Source organism: Hydrogenophaga sp. FG152, from assembly GCF_057809615.1.
In genome coordinates, this window is record NZ_JBMDKH010000027.1 from 23,276 (window position 1) to 48,855 (window position 25,580).

General features: G+C 67.8%; 23 protein-coding genes. 3 read left to right on the forward strand and 20 right to left on the reverse strand.

Annotation, left to right across the window (positions count from 1 at the left end):
• Nucleotides 1-20: 20 nt before the first annotated feature.
• The 6 genes from ACODTB_RS24220 to ACODTB_RS24245 form a co-directional block, all read right to left on the reverse strand.
• Complete coding sequence (locus ACODTB_RS24220) at nucleotides 21-1,010, reverse strand: acetamidase/formamidase family protein (RefSeq protein ID WP_291120817.1); 990 nt, start codon at nucleotides 1,008-1,010, stop codon at nucleotides 21-23.
• Nucleotides 1,007-1,738 (reverse strand): ABC transporter ATP-binding protein, encoded by a 732-nt coding sequence (locus ACODTB_RS24225; RefSeq protein ID WP_291120819.1) that lies wholly within the window; start codon nucleotides 1,736-1,738, stop codon nucleotides 1,007-1,009. Before ACODTB_RS24225 ends, ACODTB_RS24220 begins: the two co-directional genes overlap by 4 nt.
• Nucleotides 1,731-2,459: an ABC transporter ATP-binding protein gene (locus ACODTB_RS24230; RefSeq protein WP_291120820.1), complete on the reverse strand. Its 729-nt coding sequence runs from the start codon at nucleotides 2,457-2,459 to the stop codon at nucleotides 1,731-1,733. The genes ACODTB_RS24225 and ACODTB_RS24230 overlap by 8 nt, the downstream gene beginning before the upstream one ends.
• Nucleotides 2,456-3,373, reverse strand: coding sequence for a branched-chain amino acid ABC transporter permease (locus ACODTB_RS24235; protein ID WP_291120822.1), 918 nt, complete (start codon nucleotides 3,371-3,373; stop codon nucleotides 2,456-2,458). The genes ACODTB_RS24230 and ACODTB_RS24235 overlap by 4 nt, the downstream gene beginning before the upstream one ends.
• The gene (locus ACODTB_RS24240) at nucleotides 3,370-4,245 is read right to left on the reverse strand and encodes a branched-chain amino acid ABC transporter permease (protein ID WP_291120824.1); all 876 of its coding nucleotides are present in this window, start codon (nucleotides 4,243-4,245) and stop codon (nucleotides 3,370-3,372) included. The genes ACODTB_RS24235 and ACODTB_RS24240 overlap by 4 nt, the downstream gene beginning before the upstream one ends.
• A gap of 96 nt (nucleotides 4,246-4,341) precedes the next feature.
• Complete coding sequence (locus tag ACODTB_RS24245) at nucleotides 4,342-5,556, reverse strand: amino acid ABC transporter substrate-binding protein (protein ID WP_291120826.1); 1,215 nt, start codon at nucleotides 5,554-5,556, stop codon at nucleotides 4,342-4,344.
• Between the two features lie 96 nt (nucleotides 5,557-5,652).
• Between ACODTB_RS24245 and ACODTB_RS24250 the strand changes: the two genes are divergently transcribed.
• Nucleotides 5,653-6,561 (forward strand): LysR family transcriptional regulator, encoded by a 909-nt coding sequence (locus tag ACODTB_RS24250; protein ID WP_291120828.1) that lies wholly within the window; start codon nucleotides 5,653-5,655, stop codon nucleotides 6,559-6,561.
• Nucleotides 6,562-6,568: 7 nt separating this feature from the next.
• On the opposite strand, the gene ACODTB_RS24255 is transcribed toward ACODTB_RS24250, so the two are convergent.
• The 4 genes from ACODTB_RS24255 to ACODTB_RS24270 all read right to left on the reverse strand — a co-directional run bounded on the left by ACODTB_RS24255 (nucleotide 6,569) and on the right by ACODTB_RS24270 (nucleotide 10,781).
• Nucleotides 6,569-8,263, reverse strand: coding sequence for a tetratricopeptide repeat protein (locus tag ACODTB_RS24255; protein ID WP_291120830.1), 1,695 nt, complete (start codon nucleotides 8,261-8,263; stop codon nucleotides 6,569-6,571).
• 128 nt (nucleotides 8,264-8,391) lie between these two features.
• Nucleotides 8,392-9,225 (reverse strand): urease accessory protein UreD, encoded by an 834-nt coding sequence (locus ACODTB_RS24260; RefSeq protein ID WP_291120832.1) that lies wholly within the window; start codon nucleotides 9,223-9,225, stop codon nucleotides 8,392-8,394.
• Between the two features lie 30 nt (nucleotides 9,226-9,255).
• The gene (locus tag ACODTB_RS24265) at nucleotides 9,256-9,750 is read right to left on the reverse strand and encodes a nucleoside deaminase (RefSeq protein WP_291120834.1); all 495 of its coding nucleotides are present in this window, start codon (nucleotides 9,748-9,750) and stop codon (nucleotides 9,256-9,258) included.
• The gene (locus ACODTB_RS24270) at nucleotides 9,747-10,781 is read right to left on the reverse strand and encodes an ABC transporter substrate-binding protein (protein ID WP_291120836.1); all 1,035 of its coding nucleotides are present in this window, start codon (nucleotides 10,779-10,781) and stop codon (nucleotides 9,747-9,749) included. Before ACODTB_RS24270 ends, ACODTB_RS24265 begins: the two co-directional genes overlap by 4 nt.
• 291 nt (nucleotides 10,782-11,072) lie before the next feature.
• Here ACODTB_RS24270 and ACODTB_RS24275 point away from each other — a divergent pair, with 291 nt between their 5' ends.
• Complete coding sequence (locus tag ACODTB_RS24275) at nucleotides 11,073-12,092, forward strand: aromatic ring-hydroxylating dioxygenase subunit alpha (RefSeq protein ID WP_291120837.1); 1,020 nt, start codon at nucleotides 11,073-11,075, stop codon at nucleotides 12,090-12,092.
• A 282-nt stretch (nucleotides 12,093-12,374) separates the two neighbouring features.
• Here ACODTB_RS24275 and ACODTB_RS24280 read toward each other — a convergent pair whose 3' ends face one another.
• From ACODTB_RS24280 to ACODTB_RS24325, 10 genes are all read right to left on the reverse strand, one after another.
• The gene (locus tag ACODTB_RS24280; RefSeq protein WP_291120839.1) at nucleotides 12,375-12,851 is read right to left on the reverse strand and encodes a nucleoside deaminase; all 477 of its coding nucleotides are present in this window, start codon (nucleotides 12,849-12,851) and stop codon (nucleotides 12,375-12,377) included.
• Entirely contained in the window at nucleotides 12,848-13,615 is a 768-nt protein-coding gene (locus tag ACODTB_RS24285) for an ABC transporter permease (protein WP_291120841.1), read from the reverse strand. Before ACODTB_RS24285 ends, ACODTB_RS24280 begins: the two co-directional genes overlap by 4 nt.
• Before the next feature lie 20 nt (nucleotides 13,616-13,635).
• On the reverse strand, nucleotides 13,636-14,466 hold the full coding sequence (locus tag ACODTB_RS24290; protein ID WP_291120843.1) for an ABC transporter ATP-binding protein: 831 nt from the start codon (nucleotides 14,464-14,466) through the stop codon (nucleotides 13,636-13,638).
• A 79-nt stretch (nucleotides 14,467-14,545) separates the two neighbouring features.
• A complete protein-coding gene (locus ACODTB_RS24295; protein WP_291120845.1) occupies nucleotides 14,546-15,580 on the reverse strand; it encodes an ABC transporter substrate-binding protein in 1,035 nt (344 codons plus the stop codon).
• A gap of 287 nt (nucleotides 15,581-15,867) precedes the next feature.
• Nucleotides 15,868-17,349: a nucleobase:cation symporter-2 family protein gene (locus ACODTB_RS24300; protein WP_291120847.1), complete on the reverse strand. Its 1,482-nt coding sequence runs from the start codon at nucleotides 17,347-17,349 to the stop codon at nucleotides 15,868-15,870.
• Nucleotides 17,350-17,827: 478 nt separating this feature from the next.
• A complete protein-coding gene (locus ACODTB_RS24305) occupies nucleotides 17,828-20,116 on the reverse strand; it encodes an NADP-dependent malic enzyme (protein WP_291121093.1) in 2,289 nt (762 codons plus the stop codon).
• Nucleotides 20,117-20,204: 88 nt separating this feature from the next.
• Nucleotides 20,205-21,452 carry a M20 family metallopeptidase gene (locus tag ACODTB_RS24310; protein ID WP_291121094.1) on the reverse strand — a complete coding sequence of 416 codons (1,248 nt, stop codon included), beginning with the start codon at nucleotides 21,450-21,452 and terminating at the stop codon, nucleotides 20,205-20,207.
• Between the two features lie 8 nt (nucleotides 21,453-21,460).
• A complete protein-coding gene (gene uraD, locus ACODTB_RS24315; protein WP_291121096.1) occupies nucleotides 21,461-23,323 on the reverse strand; it encodes a 2-oxo-4-hydroxy-4-carboxy-5-ureidoimidazoline decarboxylase in 1,863 nt (620 codons plus the stop codon).
• Nucleotides 23,324-23,333: 10 nt separating this feature from the next.
• Nucleotides 23,334-24,299: an allantoinase PuuE gene (gene puuE, locus ACODTB_RS24320; protein ID WP_291121098.1), complete on the reverse strand. Its 966-nt coding sequence runs from the start codon at nucleotides 24,297-24,299 to the stop codon at nucleotides 23,334-23,336.
• Nucleotides 24,296-24,970 carry a GntR family transcriptional regulator gene (locus tag ACODTB_RS24325; protein WP_291121100.1) on the reverse strand — a complete coding sequence of 225 codons (675 nt, stop codon included), beginning with the start codon at nucleotides 24,968-24,970 and terminating at the stop codon, nucleotides 24,296-24,298. The genes puuE and ACODTB_RS24325 overlap by 4 nt, the downstream gene beginning before the upstream one ends.
• 68 nt (nucleotides 24,971-25,038) lie before the next feature.
• Between ACODTB_RS24325 and uraH the strand changes: the two genes are divergently transcribed.
• Nucleotides 25,039-25,392 carry a hydroxyisourate hydrolase gene (gene uraH / locus ACODTB_RS24330; protein ID WP_291121102.1) on the forward strand — a complete coding sequence of 118 codons (354 nt, stop codon included), beginning with the start codon at nucleotides 25,039-25,041 and terminating at the stop codon, nucleotides 25,390-25,392.
• Nucleotides 25,393-25,580: the final 188 nt, after the last annotated feature.

The window sequence follows — 25,580 nt, forward strand, 5'->3', positions numbered from 1 at the left end:
TGTCAGGGGTTCGGGGTGGGTCATGGCACGGGTCCCCACCAGGCCTCGGCCGCCGAGGTGAAGAGCGATTTGGGGATGCAGCCGTGGATGCCCTTGACGCCGTCCACGAGCTGGGTGACCTCGAAGTCCACCGCCAGGCTGGCCAGCGCGTAGGCCTCGCCCGTGTCCACGCCCGCGAAGGCCTGCAGCACCTCGACCGCGCGCCGCACCGCGTCGGCGGCGGCGGTGTCGAGGTCTTCGTCCAGGCCCATCACGATGTAGTGGCTGGGCGTTTCGGCCATGGGCCAGGCGAGAGATCGGCGCGGGTGCAGCACGAATTCCAGCCGGGTCGCCATGGAGGTTTCCAGCGCGGTCAGGTTGACCTCGCCGTTGCCCTGCACACCGTGGCCGTCGCCTGTGAAGAAGAGCGCACCCGGCACCTGCACCGGCAGGTAGAGGCGCGCGCCGGGCACCAGGTGCTTGAGGTCGATGTTGCCGCCGAAGCGCCCGGGCGGGATGGACGACACGCGCGAGGTGGGCGCCACCGCCAGGATGCCCATGAAGGGCCGCAGCGGAATGTCCAGCCCTTCGCGGAAGCGGGCGGTGCGGCGTGCCATGTCGATCGGCAGCACCTGGGTGCGTGGCGCGGGCAACAGGTCGGGCAGGCTGCCGGCGCCGGGCCGCGTGAAGTTGACGCCGTAGTGCGGCGCGCGCGGCTCGACTTCATGGATGCGCACCTCCAGCACGTCACCGGGTTCGGCGCCTTCGATGTGGATCGGTCCGGTGAGCACGTGCGGGCCCACGCCCTTGGGCACGGTTTTCACGATGTCGCAGATGTCCTGTGCGGCGTCGGTGAGTTCGAGCCGGTGGCGCTCGAAGAAGGCCTCGGGCGCGTCGGGCGGCACGCACAGCGCGTTGACGGTGTCGATGTCCACCGTGGTGCCCGAGGCGATGCGCAGCACGGGGGGCACGTCGGGCGCGAGAAAGCCCCAGACCACGGTCTCAGGGCGCGAGCGCAGGTGGAGGGTCATGCGGCAACGCCTTCGGTGGCCACGCCGCCCAGGTAGGCGCGCTGCACCGCCGGGTCCTGCGCGAGGTCCTGCGCCGAGCCCTGGCCGACGATGCGGCCGTTTTCCAGCAGGTAGCCGCGGTCGGCGATGCGCAGGCTGCGGCGGGCGTTCTGCTCCACCAGCAGCACGCTCACGCCCAGGGTGCGGATCTGCGCCAGCGCGCGGAACAGCTCGCCGGTCATGATGGGCGAGAGCCCGAGCGAAGGTTCGTCGAGCAGCAGCACACGGGGTTGCGACATCAGCGCGCGGCCGATGGCCACCATCTGCTGCTCGCCGCCGCTCATGGTCTGCGCCATCTGGCCCATGCGCTGCTCCAGCTTGGGGAAGATGGACAGCACGCGCTGCAGCTGTTCCTTCTCGCCGGCGCGCGCGCGCTTCGCGTGGGCGCCGAGCTGCAGGTTCTCGCGCACGCTCAGCTCGCCGAAGATGCCGCGGCCCTCGGGCACCAGGGCGATGCCGGCTTCCACCACCGCGTGGGCGGGCAGGGCCAGCAGGTCCTGGCCGGCGAGCGCGATGCGGCTGCCCGGCAGGGACGGGATGAGGCGCGCGATGCACTTGAGCAGGGTGGACTTGCCGGCGCCGTTGGCGCCCAGCATCACCACCACCTCGCCCGCGCCGATGCGCAGGTCCACCCCTTGCAGCGCCACGTGGTGGCCGTAGCTTGCGCTGACCTGGCTGACTTCAAGCATCGTCGTCTCCCAGGTAGGCGCGCACCACGGCCGGATCGGCCAGCGCGGCGGCCGGCGGGCCGTCGGCGATGCGGGTGCCCGCGTTCATGATCACGCAGCGATCGCACAGCGCGCGGATCGCCTCCATCACGTGTTCCACCATCAGCATGGTGATGCCTTCCTCGCGCAGGGAGCGCAACAGGGCGATGCCGTCCACCAGCTCGGACGGGTTCAGCCCGGACAGCCATTCGTCCAGCAGCAGCAGGCGCGGTTGCAGCGCGAGCGCGCGCGCCAGCTCCAGCCGCTTCTGGTTGATGTAGGTGAGTTCGCTGGCGGTGGTGTGGGCGAAGTCCGCCATGCCCACGCGCTCCAGCAGCTTCAGGGCCTGCGCGCGCGAGGCGCGCTGAGGCAGGTTCTGCGTGCCGAAAGCCAGGCCGGCCTGCACGTTCTCGACGCAGTCCATCGAGCCCAGCACGCGCACCAGCTGGAAGGTGCGGGCGACGCCGGCGCGCGCCACACGGAAGGCCGGCAGCCCGGTCAATTCCTGGCCTTGCAAGCTCACCGAGCCGGCCGTGGGCGGCAGCGCGCCCGAGATCAGGTTGATCACGGTGGTCTTGCCCGAGCCGTTGGGGCCGAGCAGGCCGACGATCTCGCCCTGGGCCACCGAAAAGTCCACGCCATTGACCGCGACCAGGCCGCCGAAGCGCTTGACCAGGCCGTTCACCTGCAACAGGGCGCTCATGCCTTGCCCCCTTGCAGGCGGTCCATCAGGCCCACGATGCCGCGCGGCGCGAGGTAGACGATGACGAGGAAGGTGCAGCCCAGCAGGATGCTGAAGTAGTTCGGGAAGTTGGCCGAGAGGAACTCGAACAGCAGCACCAGCGGGATCACGCCGAGCACCGGGCCGTGCAGGCGCGCGGCGCCACCGAGCAGGGCCATGATCAGCACCTGGAACGAGACCACCGGGTTGAAGGCGATGGTCGGGTCGATGTAGGTCCAGCGCGGCGCCACGATGGCGCCGGCCAGGGCCATGAACATGGCGCTGATGCCGAACACCAGCAGTTTGGCGAAGGTGGTGTGCACGCCGCAGTGGCGCGCGACCATCTCGTCGTCGCCGATCATGCGCAGCGCCAGGCCCACGCGCGAGCGCTTCACCCCCCAGCCCGCGAGGTAGACCAGCGCGGCCAGCGCGGTGAGCTGCCAGACGATGTGCTTCTGTTCGATGTCCAGGAACAGGTAGCGCCCGACCGAGCCCGAGTGGTTGGCCTCGTACCAGGTCACGACCTGGCGGATCAGCTCGGCCAGGCCGAAGGTGAAGATCACGAAGTACACGCCGCGCAGCCGCAGCGTGGCCAGGCCCACCAGCAGCGCCACCGCCAGCGCGGCGAGCGCGGCCGTGGCCAGCACCGCCGGCCAGGGCCAGGCCTCGCCGAACACCGCGGCCACGTACACGCCCAGGCCGAAGAAGGCCACGGTGGCCAGCGAGACATAGCCCGTGGGCCCCGAGAACAGGGCCCAGGCCGTGGCCAGCACGGTGAAGATCAGCAGGTTGATCGCCATCGACATGGCGTAACCGCTGCCAAAGAAGGGCAGCAGCGCGCAGGCCGCCAGCCCCGCCACGCCGAGCGTGACGAACACGATGTCGCCGCGCTTCATGCCCCGGCCTTTCCGAACATGCCCGTGGGGCGGATGATGAGAACCAGGAGGAACAGGCCGAAGGTGACGGCCAATGTGAGGCCGGGTGACACGAAGGTGGCCACCAGGCTTTCGGTGAGGCCCAGCAGCAGGCCCGCCACCAGGCAGCCCATGAGGTTGCCCACGCCGCCCATGATCACGACGATGAGGGCCTTCATGGTGAAGACCACGCCCATGGACGCGTTGATGGTGAAGAACATGCTGACCAGCGTGCCGCTGGCGGCCACCAGACCACCACCCAGCGCGAACGCGAAGGCGGCGGCCTTGCGCACGTCGATCGCGACCAGTTGGGCCGAGGTGGGCGAGACCGCGACCGCGCGCAGCGCCGTACCGCGGCGCGTGTGGTGCAGCACCAGGTACAGGCCGACGCCGATCACCACCGCGAAGCCCAGCGCCAGCAGGCGGTTGGCCTTGATCGGGGAACCCAGTAGCGTGATGACCTGGCCCAGGTAGTCGTAGTTGTAGTAGTTGCCGCCGAAGATCACCAGCACGATGCCTTCGATGACGAACAGCAGGCCGAAGGTGGCCAGGATGCTGTCCACCTCCAGCGCTTCGCTGGTCCTGGCGCGCCGCACCAGCGGCGTGAGCAGCAGTTGGTAGAGCAGCCAGTTCAGCGCGAAGGCAGCGGGCGCGATCAGCAGCAGGCCCAGCAGCGGGCTCAGCGCGAAGGTGGTGAAGAGGGCGTAGGCGGCGAAGGCGGCGGCGATCAGCATCTGGCCATAGGCCAGGTTCATGATGCGCGCCACCCCGTATTGCAGCGTGAGGCCCATCGCGATCAGGGCGTACACGCCGCCCAGTGTGAGCCCGTTGAGCAGGGCGTCAATCAATGCCATGGAGCGTTGTCGTGGGTGAAGGGAAAACGGAAAAGGCGAGCCGCCCGCCACGTCTGCGCGTGGTTCGGGCGGTGCCGTGGGGGCGGGTGTGACGCGTTACTGTTTCCAGGCCGGCTTGGGCAGCGCGACCGGCTTCACGCCGATGGCGTTGGCGGGCGAGACGGGCTGGAACTGGCCGTTCTGCCACTGGCCGACCGAGGAGGCCTCGCTCCAGATGCGGTTCTTCAGCGTGACCGGGCCGATCACGGTGTTGAAGCCGCCCTTGCCGATCTCGGCCGAGACGGCCTTGCGTTCGATGCTGTTGGCGCGCTCGATCGCCTGCTGCAGCACCTGCAGCGTGGCGTAGGTCACCGCGCTGCCGTTGTAGTCGGCTTCCTTCTTGAAGACTTCCAGGTGGCGGGCGCGGTAGGCCTTGGTCACCGGCAGTTCGGGGCTCACGCCGCCCAGGCCCAACACGCCTTCGGCGTTGGCGCCGAAGCGGTCCTTGAAGACCGGGAATACGGTGCCGATGGCGGTGTAGAACAGCTTGGGGTTGAAGCCCACGGCACGCGCCTGGTCGGTCAGCGCCAGCGTGTCGGGCGGGTAGCTGAAGGCCAGGAAGACCTCAGGGTCGCGGCGCTTGACTTCGTTCAGGATGGACTGCAGATCCTGCGAGCCCAGCGGGTAGCTCTGGTCGTAGACGACATTGAAGTTGCCCTTCTTCAGACCGTCGCGCGCGGCCTTGGACAGCTCCACGCCGAACTGGTCGGCCACGTTGACGATGGCCACGTCGCCCTTGATCTTGCCCTCGCTGCGCAGCCGCGTGAGCAGGTCGATGACGCCGTTGGCGTAGTCGGTGGAGGTGAGCGTGAAGAAGAAGGTGTTGGGCCAGCGTTCGCGCAGCTGCGGAATGCGGTCCGTGATCATGGTGGTGGTCAGGTGCGGGTAGCCGTGGCGGTCCAGGATGGGCGCGACCGCGAGGTTCATCGCCGTGCCCCAGGGCGGCAGGATGAAGTCGACCTTGTCCTGGTTGACCAGGCGCTCGACGGCGCGCACGCCTTCTTCGGAACTGCTGCGGTCGTCGTACTCGACGAACTTGACCGGCACGCGCTTGCCGTTGATGAGCATGCCACCTGACTTTTCCAGGTCCTGCTGCCACAGCTGGTAGTTCGGCAGCACGGTGGTGCTGGCACCGCCCGCGTACGGACCGGTCTTGGAAATGGCGTAACCGATGCGGATCTCGGTGGGGTCTGCCGCGTGGGCGGGCAGGGCGGCCAGGGCGCACAGGCCGGCGGCCGTGGCCAGCCAGGTCAGGGTGGTCCTCTTGTTCATCGCTTGTCTCCGGTGGGTTTTGTTGTTGAGTCGCGGAGTTTCACGGTCTGTGACATATTCGGCAATAAGATCAAGGGGATATCGAATATCAATGCCATGCATATCAACGACATTGACCTGAACCTGCTGCGCCTGTTCGCCGCGATCTACCGCGCCGGCAGCGTGAGCCGCGCCGCCGAGCAGGTGGGCCTGACCCAGCCGGCCGCGAGCCACGGACTGGGCCGCCTGCGGCTGTTGCTGGAGGACGCGCTCTTCGTGCGCACGCCCGGCGGCGTGAAGCCGACGCCGCGAGCCGAACGCCTGGCGGGCGCGGTGCAGAACGCGCTGGCCATCGTCGAGCAGGCGATCAACGAGTCCACTGGCTTCGACCCGCAGCGTTCGCGCCGGCTGTTCCGCCTGCACATGAGCGACATCGGCGAGAACCGCTTCCTGCCCGAGCTCATGGTCAGCCTGCAACAACTCGCGCCCGGCGTGCGCGTGGCCAGCCGCCCGGTGGCGCATGCGCAGCTGGCCGATGCGCTGGACACCGGGGTGATCGATTTCGCCTTCGGTTTCCTGCCGCTGGTGAAGGACACGCAGCGCACCGAGCTGCTGCGCGACCGCTATGTGGTGCTGATGCGCGCGGGCCATCCCATGCATGCGCCCTTGAAGCGCCTGAAAGGGGCGGCGCAGCTCAAGGCCTTGCAGAAGCTGGAGTTCGTGGGTGTGCGCTCGCACAGCGACACGCTGCGCATCCTGGAGCAGACCGGCCTGCAGGACCGCCTGCGCCTGACCACCGAGCACTTCATGGTGCTGCCCTCGATCGTGAGCGCGACCGACCTCTGCGTGGTGATGCCGGGCAACATCGCGCGCGGCTTTGTGGCCTCGGGCGGTTGCGTGATGGTGCAGCCGCCGTTCGTGGACTGCAACTTCACCGTCTCATTGCACTGGAGCCACCGCTTCGAGAGCGACCCGGACAACCGCTGGTTCCGCGAACAGGTGGTGCGCCTGTTCTGCGAGCTCTGAGGCGCGCTCAGGCGGCGGGCTGGGCGGTGGTGCCGGTCAGGCTTTCGGGGCTGGGCGGCTTGTAGCCGCCCGACAGCGAGACGCCGCCCGGCGGGGTCTGGCCGCTGCTGGTGTGCTCGCCCAGGCGGGTGATGGGGGCGGTGGTGCGGTAGAGCGCGCGCAGCGCCTCCACGCGCTCCTGCAGCGCCGGGTAGCTGTCCATGCGCTCGCTGTAACGCTGCAGCACCTGGTGCGCCGACTCGATCAGCTTGGCGTTGCCGGTGCGTTCACCGGCTTCGAGCAGCTGTTGCACCGTGCCCTGCGGGTCGCCCTTGAGGCTCAGGGCCATGGCATCCTGCGAGATGCGCAGCACCTGGCCGTGGGCGGCGCGGACGCGCTCAGCGTGCGGGGTGTCGCCGCCGGCCGCGCAGGCCAGCAGCTCGGTCATGGCGCGGCTGGTGCCGAAACGCAGCGCGAGCCGGTCCACCGCGCCTTCGGCGTCCTGCATGGGCAGGGAGCGCATCGCGAGCCGGCCCATCAGGGCGAGCAGGTTGCAGGCGGATTCGAAATCGAAGTCGGGCGTGAGCACGCTGTCGCTCAGTCGGCGCACGTCGTCGACGGCGCGCGTGGTGTTCTGCTGCTGCAGCGCGAGCAGGCTCTCGGCCATGGCCAGCAGGCGGTGCGGCCGTGCGGGCGCGTGGCTGCGGTCGCGCAGCCGGGTGAGCTGGTCCACCGTGCGCTGCAGGCCGCGTGCGTCGTTGTTGTCGAGCCGGGCGAAGGCCAGCAGCAGCAGGGCTTGCGCGTCGTACATCTTGGAGTCCAGGCCCAGGCGCGTGGCGCGGTCGAGCAGCTCCACGCCTTCGCTGCGCTCGCCGGTGTAGTAGGCCAGCATGCCGTGCTTGAGCAGGCGGCTGATGGATGAGGGCGTGAGGCGCGTGGCCATCTCGTAGGTGGTGAGCGCGCTCTGGAAGTTGCCCAGTTCGAACTGCGCGCGGCCCATCACGTCGTAGGCGTCCGCGTAGGCGTCGTCGTCGCGGATCAGGCTCTCCAGGGTGGTCACGGCCTTGGCCGGCTGGCCATTTTCCAGCTGGGCCCGCGCCACGCCCAGGCGTGCCCATGGCAGGGTCTTGGCCTCGATCACGGCCTGGTACAGGGTCTGGGCCTCGTCCACGCGGCCGCCGCGCAGCATGAGCTCAGCGCCGATGCGCGCGGCGTAAAGCCAGTAGGACTGGCGCGACTCGAAGCGGATCTGGCACAGGTTGGCGGCGCGCTCGAAGTCCTGCGCGTCGATGGCGCTGAAGATGTCCTGCAGCGACTGCTTGCGCACGCGCGCCTGCACGATGCTGTGGGCCAGGCGCGAGGCGGTGTGGGGTTTGAGCAGGTAGGCGTCCAGCGCCGACTCGGCGGCCTCGGCCACGCTGGCGTAGGAGGCCTCGGCCGTGAGCATCACGAACACGGTGTGGAAGGGCAGCAGCTGGTTGCGCCGCAGGTCGTCCAGCAGGTCCTGGCCAGAGCCGGACTCGCGCTCGAAACGCTGTTCGCAGATCACCACGTCGAAGCTCGCCATCTCCAGCTTGCGGCGCCCTTCGGTCAGGCGCGAGCACTGCACGACCGTGCCCACGCCCAGGTCGCGCAACTGGGCGACGAGGATGGAGCGCGATTGCAGGTTGCCCTCGATCACGAGCGCATGGGCGTCGTGGAGCTGGTTGGGTGCGGAAGGCATGAGCGGACGCAAAGGGGGCAATGTCTGGATTCTGCCCAGCGCCACGCACCATGAGGGGGAAAAGAGGGTGGCGATTCCGGTGCTTTTCGGGCAGCGGACGAACGGTCGCCGCCCCAGCCTGGGGCGGGTCAGACGCGCCAGATGCGTGGCGGCACCGCCGACAGGCCCCAGGCCTCGGTGCGCAGCCCGCCCCAGACGCGCTGGAACAGCGCCATCAAGGGTTCTACCAGCGGCGCCACCGCGCGCAGCACGAGCATCTGCGGGTTGGGGCAGGTGGCGCCGGCCTGCACGCTCTGGAGGTCGCCGTCCAGGTGCGCGCGCACGGCCTCCAGCAGGTGCTCGCGCCGCTCGCGCGCAAGTGGGCTGCCGCAGGCCAGCCACAGCGTGCCCACGCAGCGCTGGCCGGCCAGGCCCAGGGGCGATTCAAGCAGGCGGGTGTCGGCCGCGTCGATGTGCGAGCGCTCCAGCCACAGGCCCGGGATCTCCAGGTGCTGGGTGAGGCTGCCGCGATCGAACGGCTGGCCGGCGGTGGGCAGGCCGAGGGCGCACACGTCCCAGCCGATCAGCTCGGCCTCTTCGGCCAGCGTGGCGCGCAGCGTGTTCTGCGCCAGGCAGCCCGGGTAGGCGATGGCTTCGAGCGGCAGCCATTCGAGCCGCGCGCCGGCTTCCAGCGTGAGCGCGACCTGCTGCGTGGCGGCCGGGCCGTCCGAGCGGTAGAAGCGCGTGGCACCCGGCGTGGAGAGCAGGCCGTGCGCCTGGGCGCCCGCGTGCACGCGCAGGTTCAGCACGTCGCCGCCCACCAGCCCGCCGGGCGGGTGCACCACCACGTTGTGGCAGATGCCCTCGCCCTCGGGGTACAGGCTCTTGAGAATCCGCAGCGGCCCGGTGTGGGCGTGCTGCAGCACGGTGCGCTGGGCGTCGTCGCGGCGGTAGTGGAGGTCGAGTTGGGCGTGCCAGGGCATGCGGGGAGTTTACGGGGCGCTCCGGTGCGCTCAGGTTTTCCAGAAGCCCCGGTGCGGCTCGCTGGCTTCGTCCAGCAGCGAGGGGCCGATGCACTCGATGCGGTGCGGCGAGGCTGCGAACACATCGCGGCAGGACAGCTCGGCATCGCGCTGCTCGGCGCGTTCGCCTCGGAACACGCGCAGGCTCACCGCATCGATGCCGAACACCACGCGCCCGATGTTGCTCCAGAAGATCGCGCCCGCGCACATCACGCAGGGTTCGGCCGAGGAATAGAGCGTGGCGCGCGAGAGGGTTTCTCGGTCCACCACCGGGCTGAGCTGGCGCACCGCGTTGGTCTCGGCGTGGCCGGTGCAGTCGCCGGTCTCGCCGGTGTTGCACCAGGCCTCGGCGAGCACGCGGCCGTCGTCGGCGACCACCACCGCGCCGAAGGGGCGGTTGCCGCGCTCGCGCGCCACGCGCGCCCAGCCGATGGCCTGGCGCAGGTAGGCGCCGTCGCGTTCGTTCAGGGTGGCTGCGGTGGTCATGCCTTGAGCGCGCGTTCACCAGCGGCCGGCAGCATGGCGCGGTTGAACACGCCTTCCACGCCGGGGCGGGCCTTGAGGCCGAACACGTCGACGACCTCGTCCACCTGTTGTTCCAGCGTGCGCTTGAACACGTCGCCCAGGCCGTGGCTGCGCGTGTCGGCGGCGGCGATGTAGCGCTGCGTGATGCGCCAGCGCTCGAGTTCGACGGCTTCGTTGAGGATGGGTTCTCGCAGCTTGGTGGCCGCGATCGCGGCGGCCGGGTCGCTCATGCTTTCCTGGATGGCGCGGTTGGTGGCGCGCAGGAAGCCGGCCACGGCGGCAGGGTTCTGCGTGATCATGGCGTTGCTCGCGAGGATGGCGTTGCCGTACAGGTTCACACCGGCGCTGGTGTATTCGAGGATGGAAAGCTCGTCGAGCTTCATGCGCGCGAACAGCGAGACGGCCGAGTCGTGGAAGTAGGTGGCGCCGTCCACGTCGCCGCGCACGACCACGTTGTCGCGCGAGGCGAAGTCGGTGGTGGACCACTGGAAGAGGTCGCTCTTCACGCGCAGCTTGCGCGCCACCATGGGCCAGGCGCGGCGCGTGGACTCGACGGCGGCGGCCGCGATCTTCTTGCCTTCGAGGCTGCGGAAGTCGGTGGTGATGCCGCGGTCCTTGCGGCCGATGATCGCAAATGGTGCGCGGTTGTAGTACTGGTACACGGCCTGCACCACGGGGGTGCCGGTCTGTGTGGCCTGGAATTCGATCAGCGAGCTGATGTCGCCCAGGCCCATCTGGTAGACGCCGCTGGCGATGCGCGTGATGGAGGCGACGGAGCCGGAGCCCACGTCGATGCCCACGTCCAGGCCTTCGTCCTTGTAGTAGCCCTTGCTCTGGGCGAGGAAGAAGGGCGAGGTCTGGCCGGTGATGCGGAAGTCCAGCGTGAACTTGATGGGGGTGAGTCTTGGGGCGGCCTGGCCCCAGACGGCGGGTGCGGCGAGGGCCGAGACGGCGGCGGCGGAAGAGGAAGCGAGGAAGTGACGGCGTTGCATGGCAAGGCTCCGGAGGGTGGGCTTGTTCCACTCCCGCAGGCCGTTGGTGCGGCCACGGGAGACGTACAAGAGCAATTTCCGGGCGGGTGGTGTGGGGCTCACCCGCTGAACGCTTCTACTCTGCGAGGTGCCGGTATGCACGAGGCATGCCAGCCCGGTGTGGCCTGTCTTTTGCTAGCATGCAGGGCCAGAGTAGAAGCGTTCAACCCCGTGCAATGCGTTGCGATACGGGGCGGGAAATTGCTCTTGAGAACCACCCCTCAAGCCATTTCTTTCAGGAGCGCTTTCACCATGCTGGTCACCCAACAGCCCGTCTTTCGCCGTTACTGGCACGCCGTCATGCCGCTGACGATGTTGGCCGACGGCCCCAAGCCTTTCACCCTGCTGGGCGAAAACATCGTTCTCTTTCTCGACGAGCATGGCGAGCCGGCCGCGCTGAAGGACCGCTGCTGCCACCGCACCGCGAAGCTAAGCAAGGGCTGGTGCAAGAACGGGAATATCCAGTGCGGTTACCACGGCTGGGTCTACAACCGGATGGGCCGCGTGATCCAGATTCCGCAGTACCCGGCGGAGCGCGAGATTCCCAAGGACTACGCCACCCCGGCGTACCACTGCACGGCGCGTTATGGCTATGCCTGGGTCGCGCTGGAGGACCCGGTGGCGGAGATTCCCGTGTTCCCGGAGTTCGAGGCGGAGGGCTGGCGCACGATCTTCCAGTTCTACGAGACCTGGCACACGAGCCCGGTGCGCGCGCTGGAGAATTCGTTCGACAACTCGCACTTCAGTTTCGTGCACCGCGCGACCTTCGGTGTGGCGGCCTCGCCGGCGCCGAGCAAGTACGAGCTGGTGGAGAACGAGGTGGGTTTTTATGCCGAGACGGTGATCGACGCGGTGAACCCGGAGAAATTCCAGCGCATCAGCGGGGTGAAGGACCCGATCACGCAGCGGCACATGCGCAACGCCTATTACCAGCCGTTTTCGCGCCGGCTGGACATCGAGTACCCGAGCGGGGTGCGCCACGTGATCATCAATGCGTTCACGCCGATCGACGACGGGCGCATGCAGTTGTGCCAATGGCTGTTCCGCAACGACACGGAGGCGGATTGCCCGGCGCAGATGCTGATCGATTTCGACGACGAGATCACGCGGGAGGACAAGGACATCCTCGAATCCACCGACCCGGATGCGGTGGTGGATCTGCGGCGGCGTGGGGTCGAGTATTCGATGGACTCCGATCGGCCCGGGATTCTGATTCGGCGTCGGTTGATGGCCCTGTTGTCCTCTGCTGGGGAGGTGGAGGTGCATCGCTGATTTTGTTCGTTTCACCTCGCGGGTCTCGTGAGCGGGTACCGCTCTGCTCCGCGGGTGTCCCCCGAACCGGCTTCGCCGGTTCTCCTCCTTTACCCCGCTGCGCAGAGCGCTACCCACTCACGAGACCGAAGCAGCGTTGACAAAGAAACAGTCCGAATGCCTGTAGGCCAGCGGCAAGGGGGAACGGCGCAGCGGAGTAAAGGAGGAGGGCGGCGGAGCCGCCCGGGGGACATCCGCGGAGCCGTTCCCCCTTGTCGATGGCCGCCGTCGGCCGGAGAAGAATCAGCGAGAAGCCCAGAACCCCTGATGGGGCTCCAGCATCTCGGCCTCCAGCGAGGGCACAGGACCGATGACCTCGATGGCCTTCTGCCCCCGCGCAAGAACCTCCCGGCAAGGCAAGGACAACGTGGGGTTCTCCTCGTGACTGCCGGTCAACGCCAGCAAGGCCTCTTCACTCGCCCCATACACCACGCGCCCGATGTTGGCCCAGTACAGCGTGCCCGTGCACATGGCACAAGGCTCGAACGTCGTCACCAGGGTGCAGCGCGCCAGGTACTCACCGGGATAGTTGTCGGCCGCCACACGGGCCAGCGTCGACTCCGCGTGGTTCACCGTATCGATGTTGCCCTGCTCGGCCAACACCGTCTCGCCATCCGGCGCCACCAGCAGCGCACCGAACGGGTGCCGGCCCATGCCGGCGGCCCGGCGCGCCACCTCGTTGGCGCGGAGCAGGTGCTTCGCCACCTGCTCCGGGTTCATGCGCTCTGCGAGCCGCGGTGCGCCCAACCCGTGGTGTGCTTCTCGATGAAACTGAACAGCTCGTACATCGCCATCGCCATCACCCCCACCACCAGCAGACCGCTGAAGGCCAGACCCATCTGCATCGACGAACCCGCCGAGATCAGCAGATAGCCAATGCCCTCGTTCGACGCCGTCATCTCCGACACCGTCGTCCCCACGAAGGCCAGCGTGATCGCCACCTTCAGCGAACCGAAGAAATACGGCATCGAGCGCGGCAGGCCGACCTTGGTCAACACGTCCCAGCGCTTGGCGCCCAGCACGCGCAACACGTCTTCCAGCTCAGGCTCCAGCGTGGCCAGGCCGGTGGCGATGTTCACCATGATCGGGAAGAACGAAATCAGGAAGGCCGTGAGAATGGCCGGGCCCACGCCGATGCCGAACCACACCACCAGGATCGGCACGAAGGCCGCCTTGGGCAGGGCGTTGAATGCCGTCATCAGCGGATAGACCGCCGCATACGCCAGGCGCGAGCTGCCGATGAGGAAGCCCAGCAGCACACCGACCACGATGGCGATGCCGAAACCGGCCATGGTCACCCAATAGGTGCGCCAGGCGTGGCCCAGGATGGTGACCTTGTGCTCCAGCGTCTGTTCCCAGATGCGCGAAGGGCTCGGGAAGATGAATTCCGAGACACCGAAACCCCGGGTGATGATTTCCCAGAGGATGACGATGGCCAGCAGCAGCAGGAACGGAGACCATCGCTCCAGGTGTTTTTGTTGCATGTTTCTTGACTCCCGCTTCCTTATTGGTTGATGACGGTGCCGGCCTTGCGCATGGCGCCGATGTGGCCGCGCAGTTCGAGCACGATGTCGGAGAACTCCTTGGTGTAGGTCACCTCGAGGTCGCGCGTGCGTGGGATGGGGATCTCACGCTGCACCACGAAGCGGCCCGGGCTGCGGCTCATGCAGTACACCGTGTCGGCCAGGAAGACCGATTCGCGCAGGTCGTGCGTGACCAGGATGACGTTGAAACGCTGCGCTTCCCACAGGTCGCGCAGCGTGCACCAGAGTTCCTCGCGGGTGAAGGCGTCGAGCGCGCCGAAGGGCTCGTCGAGCAGCAGCATCTTGGGCTCGTGGATCAGCGCGCGGCAGATGCTGGCGCGCTGCTGCATGCCGCCCGAGAGCTCCCACGGAAACTTTTTCTCCATGCCGCCCAGACCCACGCTGGCCAGCAGCTTCTTCGCGCGTTCCTCGTATTCCTTGCGCCGGTCCTTGAACTGGCTGCGGTAGGGCTCGACGATTTCGAGCGGCAGCAGCACGTTGTCCAGCGTGGTGCGCCAGGGCAGCAGCGAGGGCGCCTGAAAGGCCATGCCCGAAATCTTCAGCGGACCGGTGACGGGCTGGCCGTCGATGCGGATCCTGCCCATGCTGGGCATCTTGAGCCCGGTGGTGAGCTTCATGAAGGTGGACTTGCCGCAACCCGAGGGGCCGACGATGGCGATGAACTCGCCGCGCTTGACCTTGAGGTTGATGTCTTCCACCGCGAAGACGTTCTGGGCCAGCAGGTCTTCGTTGTAGGCCAGCCAGACCTGGTCGAAATCGACGAAGGGCTGGTCGCTGGAGGGGTCTTGCATGGGGTCGTCTTCCTGAAAAAAAGGCCAGCCGCCGTGGGGTGGCTGGCCGGGGCCGCGGGCTGGCGGCCGGTGGCTGTTCTTACTTCTTGGCGGGGGGCAGCACGTTGAGTTCGGCGGCCGAGGGCAGCATGGAGCCGTTCCAGATCGTGGCCGGGTCGATGCGGGTCTTGGTGCCGTAGGCGTCCGACACCTGGGAGGCCATCAGCGCGAGGCGGCCGGGGTTGACCTGGCCGAAGCCTTCCTTGCGCGCGTCGGGGCTGGCGACCACGGAGTCGATGGCCAGCACCAGGCGGCGGGTTTCCAGCGGCACGTTGATGATGCCGTCGCGCGCCTTCACGGTCTCGATGCTGGCGGCCGGGTTGGCCATGACTTCTTTGGCGCCCTTGGCGAAGGCGCTCAGGAAGGCTTTCACGGCGGCCGGGTTCTCCTTGATGATCTTGGGCGAGGCAATGATCACGTTGCCGTACAGCTTCACGCCGTAATCGGCGTAGGGCATGATGACCACGTCCTCGGTCTTCACGCCGCGCGCTTCGAGGTTGAGCAGCGAGGTGAACGAGAAGCCCGTGATGGCGTCGATGTCGCCGCGCACCAGCATGGTTTCGCGCAGCGGCGGGTCCATCGAGGTCCAGTTCGCGCTGGTGAGGTTGTTGGCTTTCTGGAAGATCGGGTAGGCCTTGCGGCCGGCGTCGAACACCGGGGCACCGAGCTTCTTGCCGTTGAGGTCCGCGGGCTTGGTGATGCCGCTCTTCTTGAGCGCGAGCACCGCGGCCGGCGTGTTGTTGTAGACCATCATCACGGCCACCGGCTTGTTCGGCGCTTCCGGGTTGTTGGCGTGGAATTCCATCAGCGCGGCCAGGTCGGCGAAGCCCAGGTCGTAGCTGCCCGAGGCCACGCGGGTGACGGTGCCGCCCGAGCCGTTGCCGGAGTCGATCGTCACGTCCAGGCCGGCGGCCTTGAAGTAGCCCTTGGCGGCGGGTTGCAGGAACAGCGCGGCAGGACCCTCGAAACGCCAGTCGAGCTGGAACTTGATCGGCGTCTGCGCATGGGCGCTGCTGCCGAAGGCGGCGGCCGCGGCCAGGGCAGCGGTGATCTTGATGAGGTGGCGCTTGTTCATGGGTTCTCCTGTGATGGGCGGGGTTGCAGGGGGGTGCTCAGCTGTCACCCGGACATGCCTTGTCATCAGCAATAAAGGTGCCAGCAAAGCATGGGCGGCAAAAAGGCGCCGGGGCGCCTTTTGAGCACAGAATTTGTATACAGATTCTTGTTCGAGACGTTCGGTGCGTCATCGAGACTAACCCTGAATGGTGCGCACCACATCGGGGCTTGCACCATGTCCGGGCGTGGTTCGCGCATGAAAAAGGCCCCCGGAGGGGCCTGCTCGAAAAGAAGGCAAGCCGTTGTTCAGTGCGCCTCGGCGTGTTTGGCGGCTTCGATGGCGGCGCTGGTGTCGCCCCGGCTGCCGTTGAAGTACAGGTTGAGCGCGACGGCGCTGATCGAGGCCAGCAGAATGCCGGATTCGATCAGCGGGTGGATGGCGTGGGGCATCCACATCTTGAAGTTGGGCGCGACCAGCGGGATCATGCCGAAGCCGATGGACACCGCCACGATGAAGAGGTTGTTGCGGTTGCCCTTGTAGTCCACGCCGGCCAGGATGCGGATGCCGGTGGCGGCGACCATGCCGAACATCACCAGGCCCGCGCCGCCCAGCACGAAGGTGGGCAGGGACTCGACCAGGGCCGCCATCTTGGGCAGCAGGCCCAGCACGATGAGGATGACGCCGCCGGCCACGCAGACGAAGCGGCTCTTGACGCCGGTGACGCCGACCAGGCCCACGTTCTGCGAGAAGCTGGTGTAAGGGAAGGTGTTGAAGATGCCGCCGATGAGGGTGCCCAGGCCGTCGGTGCGCAGGCCGGCGGTCAGCGCCTTCTGGTCGATCTTGCGATCGGTCATGTCGCCCAGGGCGAGGAACATGCCGGTGGACTCGATCATCACCACGATCATGACCAGGCTCATGGTGAGGATGAGGATGGGGTCGAAGATGGGCATGGCGATCTCGAACGGGAGCACCAGGTCGAACCAGTTGGCGTGTTTGACTTTCTCGAAGGTCATGAGGCCGGTGGCGGCGGCGACCGTGGCGCCGACGACGATGCCCAGCAGCACCGAGATGTTGGCGATGAAGCCTTTGGCGTACTTGGCGATGAGCAGGATGGCGGCCAGCACGATGGCGGCGATGGCGATGTGCGCGGGCTGTGCGTAGGCGGGGTTGGGCACGCTGCTGGCGATGGACAGGCCTTTGGGCATGTCAGGCACCAGGCCTTTGGCGGTGGCCTCGTTGACGGTGTGCAGCCAGGTGATGTGTTCGGTGTTGGGGACGAAGGGGCTGGTGGCGCCGACGGGATTGCCGAAGATCCAGTTGATGCCCACGCGCATGAGGCTGATGCCGATGACCGCGATGATGGTGCCGGTGACCACCGGCGGGAAGAAGCGCAGCATGCGGCTGACGATGGGCGCAATGAGGATGGAGACGATGCCCGCGCCGATGATGGAGCCGAAGATGAGGCCTGCGCCCTGGATGCCGGGGTTGGTGTTGGCCATGGCGACCATGGGGGCGACGGAGGCGAAGGTGACGCCCATCATCACGGGCAGCTTGATGCCGAACCATTGGGTGGCGCCCAGGGCCTGGATCAGGGTGACGAGGCCGCAGCAGAAGAGGTCGGCCGAGATGAGCATGGCCACCTGTTCGGGGCTGAGCTTGAGCGCGCGGCCCACGATGAGGGGGACGGCGACGGCGCCGGCGTACATCACGAGCACGTGCTGCAGGCCGAGCGCGGTGAGTTTGCCGGGGGGCAGGACTTCATCGACCGGGTGGACGGAGGTGGACATGGGGTCTCCTTGAGGGGCGTGGTTTGGCTTCAATGCATGCAAAACTGTATACAGATTATGTGTACTGTCAGATTTGGACCGGCCTAGGGGAAACCCGATTTCTGATCGGCGGCTGGCTTGTTTCACGGGTGGGCTGCTGCGCCGTTGCACCGGTCGCCGGCGCCGAGGGGGCATGGCTTCGCGACTGTCCCCCGGACCGGCTTCGCCGGCCCTCCTCCTTTACGTCGCTGCGCCACACCCCCTCGTCACCAACGACCTCCAGGCGCTCGTGTTTGAAAGACCGAGGGTGGGTGTGCCTTCATCACTTCGGCCCAGGGATGCCCGGCGTTCTGCGCAGCGGGGTAAAGGAGGAGCCCCGGCGAAGCCGGGGCGGGGGACACCCGCGGAGCAGAGCGCCGGGCATCCCTGGGCCCGCGAGGTGTGGGCACAAAAAAAGGGACGCCAGCGGCGTCCCTTCCAGCAAAGGCAAAAAGAAGACTCAGTTCTTCGCAACACCGCTGGCGGCAGCCAGGGCCGTCATGTTGAGCACCCGCCGCACCGTGGCCGCCGGCGTGAGGATGTGCACCGTGCCCGCCGCGCCCATGAGGATGGGGCCGACGGTCACACCGCCGCTGGTGGTCGTCTTCATCACGTTGTAGAGGATGTTGGCCGCATCCAGGTTCGGGCAGATCAGCAGGTTCGCCGATCCCGTCAGCGTGGTCTCCGCCAGGTAGGCGGCGCGGATCTCGGGCTGCAGCGCGGCGTCCCCGTGCAACTCGCCGTCGCACTCGATCTCGGGATGCGCAGCCACGAACAGGTCGCGCGCATCGGCCATCTTGCGAGCGGAAGCGCGCTTGCTCGAACCATAGCTGGAGTGCGACAGGAAAGCCACCTTGGGCGGCAGCCCGAAACGCTGCACTTCCTGCGCGGCCATCCACGCGATCTCGGCCAACTCCTCGGCGCAGGGCGTCTCGTTGACGTACGTGTCGGCAATGAACACCGGGCCCCGGTTCGTCATCAGCGCGTTGACCGAGGCGTACAGGCCCGCGCCCTGGCGGCGGCCCAGCACGTTGTCGATGCGCTCCAGGTGCGTCATGAAACCGCCGACCAGACCGCAGATGAGCGCATCCGCGTCACCCAGCGACAGCATCAGCGAACCGATGATGGTGTTGGACCGGCGCACGGCGGCCTTGGCGACCTCGGGCGTCGCGCCGTGGCGGCCCATGATCTGGTGGTAGTGCTCCCAGTACTGGCGGAAGCGCGGATCGTCTTCCGGGTTGACGTTCTGCACATCCTGTCCGAGTTTCATGCGCAGGCCGGCCTTGGCAATGCGAGCCTCGATCACCGCCGGGCGCCCGATCAGGATGGGCAGCGCGAGCTGGTCGTCGATCGCCATCTGCGCCGCGCGCAGCGCGCGCTCGTCCTCACCATCGGCATACGCCACGCGCTGCTTCTTCGGCAGGGCCTTGGCCGCGTTGAAGATCGGCTGCATCAGGATGCCGGTCTGGTACACGAAACGGCCCAGCTGCTGGCGGTAGGCGTCCATGTCGGTGATGGGCCGCGTGGCCACGCCGGAATCGGCGGCGGCCTGCGCCACGGCCGGCGCGATGCGCAGGATCAGGCGCGAATCGAACGGCTTGGGGATGATGTAGTCCGGGCCGAAGCTCAGGTCCTGGCCGGCGTAGGCGTTGGCCACTTCTTCGCTGGTCTCGCTCTTCACGAGCTCGGCGATCTGGCGCACGCAGGCCAGCTTCATTTCTTCGGTGATGCGCGTGGCGCCGCAGTCGAGCGCGCCGCGGAAGATGTACGGGAAGCACAAGACGTTGTTGACCTGGTTCGGGTAGTCGCTGCGGCCGGTGGCGATGATGCAGTCCGGCCGCACGGCCTTGGCCAGCTCGGGCCGGATCTCCGGCTCGGGGTTGGCCAGGGCGAGCACGATGGGCTTGGGGCCCATGGTCTTCATCATCTCGGCCGTGAGCACGCCCGGAGCCGAGCAGCCCAGGAACACGTCGGCGCCGTCGACCGCGTCGGCCAGCGTGCGCTTGTCGGTCTTCTGCGCGTAGCGCGCTTTCGACTCGTCGTAGCCACCGGGCCGGCCTTCGTAGACCACGCCCTTGGAGTCGCAGACGAAGATGTTGTCGCGCGCCACGCCCAGGCCCACCATCACGTCCAGGCAGGCGATGGCGGCGGCGCCCGCGCCGCTGACGGCGAGCTTGACCGAGCCGATGTCCTTGCCCACCAGCTCCAGGCCGTTGATCAGGGCGGCGGCCGAGATGATGGCTGTGCCGTGCTGGTCGTCGTGGAACACCGGGATGCCCATGCGCTCGCGCAGCTTCTTCTCGATGTAGAAGCACTCGGGCGCCTTGATGTCCTCAAGGTTGATGCCACCCAGCGTGGGTTCGAGCGAGGCGATGATCTCGACCAGCTTGTCCGGGTCTTTCTCGTCGAGCTCGATGTCGAACACGTCGATGCCGGCGAACTTCTTGAACAGGCAGCCCTTGCCTTCCATCACCGGCTTGGCGGCCAGCGGGCCGATGTCGCCCAGGCCGAGCACGGCCGTGCCGTTGGTGACCACGCCCACGAGGTTGCCGCGCGAGGTGTACTCGGCCGCCATCGTCGGGTCCGCCTCGATGGCCAGGCAGGGGTAGGCCACACCGGGGGAGTAGGCCAGCGACAGGTCGCGCTGGTTGGACAGGGGTTTGGTCGGGGTGACGGCGATCTTGCCGCGCGAGGGCGTGCGGTGGTACTCGAACGCGGCGTCGCGCAGGGCTTGTTCAGCAGGGGTCATGTTGTCTCCAGATAGCTTGAATGCGGGTTCATTGTGTCACGCGTTCAAGCCCTCAAGACCGCGCCGGGCGCGGTGTTTCATGGATGGTTCAGGTGGATTTCAGCAGCTCGAACAGGGTGCGCGCGATCACCTTGGTGGCGCGCTTGAGGTCGTCGAGCTGCAGGTGCTCGTCGGCGCGCTTGGCGTTGGATTCGCGCACCGTGCGCGGGCCCGCGCCGTAGATCACGCCGGGGATGCCGCGCTCCACGTACAGGCGCACGTCGGTGTAGAGCGGCGTGCCCACAGCGGGGATGGTTTCGCCGAACACGGCCTGGCCGTGCTTCTGGATCGCCTGCACCAGCGGCTGGTTGCCGGGCAGCGGCTTCATGGCGCGCGCGAGCAGGATGCGGCGCACGTCCACCTTGAGCTCGCGGCCACCGCGCGGCGGCTGGAAGCTGGCCGTGGCCTGTTCGATGGTGCGGCGCAGGGACGCTTCCACCTCGGCCGGGTCTTCCTCGGGGATCATGCGGCGGTCCACCTTGAGCACCACCTTGCCGGGAATCACGTTGGTGTTGGTGCCGCCGCTGATCTGGCCCACGTTGAGGTAGGGATGGGTGATGCCTTCCACCTGGGAGGTGACCTTGAGGTAGTCGGCGTTGAGCGCGTACAGCGCGTTGAGGATGTGGGTCGCGCCCTGCAGCGCATCGGTGCCGCTGTCGGGAATGGCGGCGTGCGCCATGTCGCCATGCACCGTCACCTCCAGCTGCAGGCAGCCGTTGTGGGCCACCACCACCTGGTAGCTGAAACCGGCGGCGATCATCAGGTCCGGCTTGGTGAGGCCTTTCTTCAGCAGCCAGTCTGGGCCGACTTCGCCGCCGTATTCCTCGTCGTAAGTCACGTGCAGTTCCACGCCACCGGCGAGCTTGGCATTCAGCGATTCGAGGGCGCGGATCGCGAAGGTGAAGCTGGCGATGTCGCTTTTGCTCACGGCCGTGGCGCGACCGTAGATCCTGCCGTCCACCACCTCGCCGCCGTAGGGGTCGTGCGTCCAGCCTTCGCCGGGCGGCACCACGTCGCCGTGGGCGTTGAGCGCGATGGTTTTGCCCGGCCCGTAGGGGCGGCGCACGATCAGGTTGGTGATGCTCTGCAGGCCGGCGGCTTCCACCTCGCTGGCGGGCACCGCGTGCTTCTCGGCCTTCAGTCCCATCGCGCCCAGCAGCTCGGCGGTGCGCTCGGCATGCGGCGCGTTGTTGCCCGGTGGCGTGTCGGTGGGCACGCGCACGAGTTCCTGCAGGAAGCGAACCTCCTCGTCGAAGTGGGCGTCGATCCAGGCATCCAGTTGTTGTTCGGTGGTCATGATGGCGTTCAGTTCGGGTGTTCGGTGGCGAGTTGGTCGAGCAGGTGCGAGAAGGCGTTCACGCCCAGTTCCATGTCGTCGCTGGTGGTGGACTCCAGCGGGTTGTGGCTGATGCCGCTGTTGAGGCCGCGCACGAAGAGCATGGCCTGCGGCATCACCTCGTGCAGCTTCATGGCGTCGTGTCCGGCACCGCTGGGCATGCGGTGCAGTGGCACGCCCAGGGCGGCCACGGCTTTCTCCCAGCGGGCCTGCCAGGCGGGTGCGCTGGGCGCGGCCGCCGCGCGCATGGTTTCTTCGGTCTTCAGGCCGATGCCGCGGCGCTCGCAGATGCTGCGCAACTGGGCGAGGATGTCGCGCTCCAGCGCATCGCGCTGTTCGTTGCTGGGCGCGCGCAGGTCGAGCGAGAACAGGCAGCGGCCGGGCACCACGTTGATCGATCCGCCGGGCACCTGCAGCATGCCGATGGTGGCGACCGAGTCGCCGTCGGCGGCGGCGCGCTGTTCGGCGTAGAGCGCGAGTTCGGCCACGGCGCTGGCGGCGTCGCGCCGGCGGTCCATGGGCGTGGTGCCGGCGTGGCTGGCCATGCCGATGGCTTCGCAGAGGTAGCGCACGCTGGCGTTGATGGAGGTGACCACGGCCAGCGGCAGGTCCATCTCGTTGAGCACCGGTCCCTGTTCGATGTGCACCTCCACGAAGCCGAGATACTTCGACGGGTCGCGCTGCAGCGCTGCGATGGCTTCCAGCGTGGCGGGCAGGCCGGCGTGCCGCATGGCGTCGCGCATGCTCACGCCTTCGGCGTCCTGCTGGTCGAGCCAGGCGGGGTTGAAGTGGCCGGTGAGTGCGCCCGAACCCAGGAAGGTGGCCTTGTAGCGCTGGCCTTCCTCTTCGGCGAAACCCACCACCTCGAAGGCGAAGGGCAGGCGCCGGCCGGCGGCGTGCAACTGCTGCACGCAGGCCATGGGCACGAAGATGCCCAGGCGGCCGTCGTACTTGCCGCCGTTGCGCACGGTGTCGTAGTGGCTGCCGGTGAGCAGGGTCATGGCCCCCACGCTCCGCCGCTGCGCGGGTCGCTGCCCCCCGGGGGGGCTGGTTTCGCCTTGGGGCGGCCCGGCGGCGAAACCCACCTCGCTGGCAGCGTGGTAGCGGCCGACCACGTTGCCCACGGCGTCGATGTGCACCTCGTCGAAGCCGCACTCGCGCATGCGGGCGGCGATGTCGGCGGCGCAGGCGCGGTGCGCGTCGGTCAGGTAGGTGACGGTGAGCTGGCCGTGTTCGGCGAAGCCGGGGTCGCTGTGGCGCGCGAGATCTTCGTGCCAGTCCCACACCCGGTTGCCGACGGCGGGCTCGAAGCCGAACTTGTCGTTCAGGCGGATCTCGGCGATGCGGTGGATGTTGCGCAGGCACTCGGCGCGCTCGAAGTCCACCGGGTGGCCCAGGCGGCGCTCGAAGGTGGCGATGATCTCGCGCTTGTTCAGGCCGGCGCCGCGCGGGCCTCGCACCGCGAGGATGAAGGGGAAGCCGAACTTCGCGTTGTATTGCGCGTTGAGCTGCTGGATGTGCGCGAATTCCTCGGGCGTGCAGTTCGTCAGGCCCGCCTTGGTCTGCTCGTTGGTGGATTCGGCGGTGAGCGACTTGGCCACCATGGCCTTGCCCGCGAGTTCCGGGTGGGCGCGGATCAGCGCGAGCTGCGGCTCCCGGCCGGCCTGGTTGAGCACGGTCACCATGGCGTGCTTGAGCGCGGCCAGCGAGGCGAAGGGGCGTTGGGCCAGCGCCTGTTCCGCGATCCAGGGCGAGTGTTCGTAGAGGCCGTCGAGTATCTGCGTGGCTTCGGCCAGCGGCGCTCGGTTCAGTTGTTCCAGGGTGATGGGCATGGGGGCGGCCTCAGGCGGCATGTTCAGGGGGCGTCAAGGGGTGGGTGGCTGTCCAGTGGCGCGCGATGTCCAGGCGCCGCGCGACCCAGACCTTGTCGTGTCGCTGGATGTGGTCCAGGAAACGTTGCAGCGCGGTGATTCGGCCGGGCCGGCCGAGCAGGCGGCAGTGCATGCCGATGCTCATCATCTTGGGCCGGTCCAGGCCGTCGGGGTCGCCTTCGGCGTAGAGCGCGTCGAAGGTGTCCTTCATGTACTGGAAGAACGGGTCGGCGTGGGAATAACCTTGCGGCAGCGCGAAACGCATGTCGTTGCAGTCCAGTGTGTAGGGCACGATGAGCTGGTGCGCGTCGCTGCCGTCGGTCTTGCGCACCTTCATCCAGAACGGCAGGTCGTCGCCGTAGTAGTCGCTGTCGTATTCGAAGCCGCCGTAGTCGGCCACCAGGCGGCGCGTGTTGGGGCTGTCGCGCCCGGTGTACCAGCCCAGGGGCCGGCTGCCGGTGAGGCGTTCGATGAGCTGCATGGCCTGCGCCATGTGGGCGCGCTCGGTGGCCTCGTCCACGTTCTGGTAGTGGATCCACTTGAGGCCGTGGCAGGCGATGTCGTAACCCAGTTCCTTGAAGGCGGCGGTCACGTCGGGGCTGCGCTGCAGGGCGGTGGCCACGCCGAACACGGTGAGCGGCAGGCCGCGCCGCTCGAACTCGCGCAGGATGCGCCAGACGCCGGCGCGCGAGCCGTATTCGTAGATGCCTTCCATGCTGATGTGGCGCGCGGGGTAGGCCGCGGGATTGAACATCTCGGACAGGAACTGCTCGGACGCGTCGTCGCCATGCAGCACGCTGTTCTCGCCGCCTTCTTCGTAGTTCAGCACGAACTGGACGGCGATGCGCGCGCCGTTGGGCCAGCGGGCATGGGGCACATCGCGGCCGTGGCCGGCCAGGTCGCGCGGGTAGTCGCGCGTGGAGTCGTAAAGCGTCATGACAAGGCCATGGAGATGTCGTTGGTCGGCAGCTTGCGGTCGAAGGTCAGGTTTTCCTCCACGTGCAGCAGGTGTTCGTTCATCAGGCGCACCGCCAGTTCCTCGTCGCGCGCGGCCAGGGCCTTGACGATGTCGGCGTGTTCGTCGTTCGAGTGTTCGGCGGCCTGGTTGCTCTGGTACATGAGCGTGATCAGGGCGCACCGCGAGATGAGTTCGCGCAGCAGCTCGGCCAGCACCTGGTTGCCCATGAGCTCGGCCATGCGCACGTGGAAGTCGCCCAGCAGCTCGGTGCGGCCGGCCACGTCCTCGTTGTTGACGGCCATCTTTTCCTGCGCCACGTGTTCGCGCAGCGCCTTGATCTTGGCGTTGGTCACGGTCTTCACGAAGGCGCGCGTCATCTCCACCTCGAGCATGCGGCGCACGGCGAACACCTGCTGCGCCTCCTGCACCGAGGGCGTGGCCACGAAAGCCCCGCGCGCCGGTTCGAGCCGGATCAGCCGGTTCTGCGAGAGCTGGAACAGGGCCTGGCGCACCAGGGTGCGAGAGACGCCGAAGTGGTCGGCCAGCTTCTGCTCGGCCAGTTTGGTGCCCGGGTGCAACCGGTGCTCCACGATGGCCCGCGTGAGCGACTCGACGATGTGCAGGGTGCTGGAGGTTTCCATGCGGCGCATCATATCCAGAAAAACAAAAAGTGTATACACTTTCGGTCGACCATCAAACACTGCAAGGACAGCACACCATGGGATTGAGCACACACGTTCTGGACACGATGCACGGTTGCCCCGCCGCTGGCATGGTGGTGGAACTGCACACCACCGAGGGCGACAAGGCGACGCTCGTCAAACGCTTCACGCTGAACGCGGACGGGCGCAACCCGGACGGGCCGCTGTACGACAACGCCAGCCTGAAGGTGGGCACCTACCGGCTGGTGTTCGATGTGACGGGGTATTTCGCGGCCAAGGGCGTGAAGCTGCCCGAGCCCAATTTCCTCAACCGCGTGTCGCTGGACTTCGGCGTGGCGCACACCGACCAGCATTACCACGTGCCGTTGCTGGTGAGTCCCTGGAGTTACTCCACCTACCGGGGCAGCTGAGCGGCCATGAAAAAACCCGCCGGATGGCGGGTTTCGTCGACGTGGGCGCACGATCCGGCGCCGGGCCGCCCCAAGCCGGATCAGCCCCCTTGGGGGGCAGCGACCCGCGCAGCGGCGGAGCGTGGGGGCCATGGATCCGGCGCCGGGCCGCCCCAAGCCGGATCAGCCCCCTTGGGGGGCAGCGACCC

Coding starts and splice junctions, on each gene's coding strand:
- ACODTB_RS24325 (WP_291121100.1), bottom strand. CDS start 24,970: ATGCGCCGCATGGAAACCTCCAGCACCCTGCACATCGTCGAGTCGCTC.
- ACODTB_RS24245 (WP_291120826.1), bottom strand. CDS start 5,556: ATGAACAAGAGGACCACCCTGACCTGGCTGGCCACGGCCGCCGGCCTG.
- ACODTB_RS24295 (WP_291120845.1), bottom strand. CDS start 15,580: ATGAACAAGCGCCACCTCATCAAGATCACCGCTGCCCTGGCCGCGGCC.
- ACODTB_RS24260 (WP_291120832.1), bottom strand. CDS start 9,225: ATGCCCTGGCACGCCCAACTCGACCTCCACTACCGCCGCGACGACGCC.
- ACODTB_RS24280 (WP_291120839.1), bottom strand. CDS start 12,851: ATGAACCCGGAGCAGGTGGCGAAGCACCTGCTCCGCGCCAACGAGGTG.
- ACODTB_RS24220 (WP_291120817.1), bottom strand. CDS start 1,010: ATGACCCTCCACCTGCGCTCGCGCCCTGAGACCGTGGTCTGGGGCTTT.
- uraD (WP_291121096.1), bottom strand. CDS start 23,323: ATGCCCATCACCCTGGAACAACTGAACCGAGCGCCGCTGGCCGAAGCC.
- ACODTB_RS24275 (WP_291120837.1), top strand. CDS start 11,073: ATGCTGGTCACCCAACAGCCCGTCTTTCGCCGTTACTGGCACGCCGTC.
- ACODTB_RS24240 (WP_291120824.1), bottom strand. CDS start 4,245: ATGGCATTGATTGACGCCCTGCTCAACGGGCTCACACTGGGCGGCGTG.
- puuE (WP_291121098.1), bottom strand. CDS start 24,299: ATGACGCTTTACGACTCCACGCGCGACTACCCGCGCGACCTGGCCGGC.
- ACODTB_RS24235 (WP_291120822.1), bottom strand. CDS start 3,373: ATGAAGCGCGGCGACATCGTGTTCGTCACGCTCGGCGTGGCGGGGCTG.
- ACODTB_RS24305 (WP_291121093.1), bottom strand. CDS start 20,116: ATGACCCCTGCTGAACAAGCCCTGCGCGACGCCGCGTTCGAGTACCAC.
- ACODTB_RS24270 (WP_291120836.1), bottom strand. CDS start 10,781: ATGCAACGCCGTCACTTCCTCGCTTCCTCTTCCGCCGCCGCCGTCTCG.
- ACODTB_RS24225 (WP_291120819.1), bottom strand. CDS start 1,738: ATGCTTGAAGTCAGCCAGGTCAGCGCAAGCTACGGCCACCACGTGGCG.
- ACODTB_RS24300 (WP_291120847.1), bottom strand. CDS start 17,349: ATGTCCACCTCCGTCCACCCGGTCGATGAAGTCCTGCCCCCCGGCAAA.
- ACODTB_RS24310 (WP_291121094.1), bottom strand. CDS start 21,452: ATGACCACCGAACAACAACTGGATGCCTGGATCGACGCCCACTTCGAC.
- ACODTB_RS24250 (WP_291120828.1), top strand. CDS start 5,653: ATGCATATCAACGACATTGACCTGAACCTGCTGCGCCTGTTCGCCGCG.
- ACODTB_RS24230 (WP_291120820.1), bottom strand. CDS start 2,459: ATGAGCGCCCTGTTGCAGGTGAACGGCCTGGTCAAGCGCTTCGGCGGC.
- ACODTB_RS24285 (WP_291120841.1), bottom strand. CDS start 13,615: ATGCAACAAAAACACCTGGAGCGATGGTCTCCGTTCCTGCTGCTGCTG.
- ACODTB_RS24255 (WP_291120830.1), bottom strand. CDS start 8,263: ATGCCTTCCGCACCCAACCAGCTCCACGACGCCCATGCGCTCGTGATC.
- uraH (WP_291121102.1), top strand. CDS start 25,039: ATGGGATTGAGCACACACGTTCTGGACACGATGCACGGTTGCCCCGCC.
- ACODTB_RS24265 (WP_291120834.1), bottom strand. CDS start 9,750: ATGACCACCGCAGCCACCCTGAACGAACGCGACGGCGCCTACCTGCGC.
- ACODTB_RS24290 (WP_291120843.1), bottom strand. CDS start 14,466: ATGCAAGACCCCTCCAGCGACCAGCCCTTCGTCGATTTCGACCAGGTC.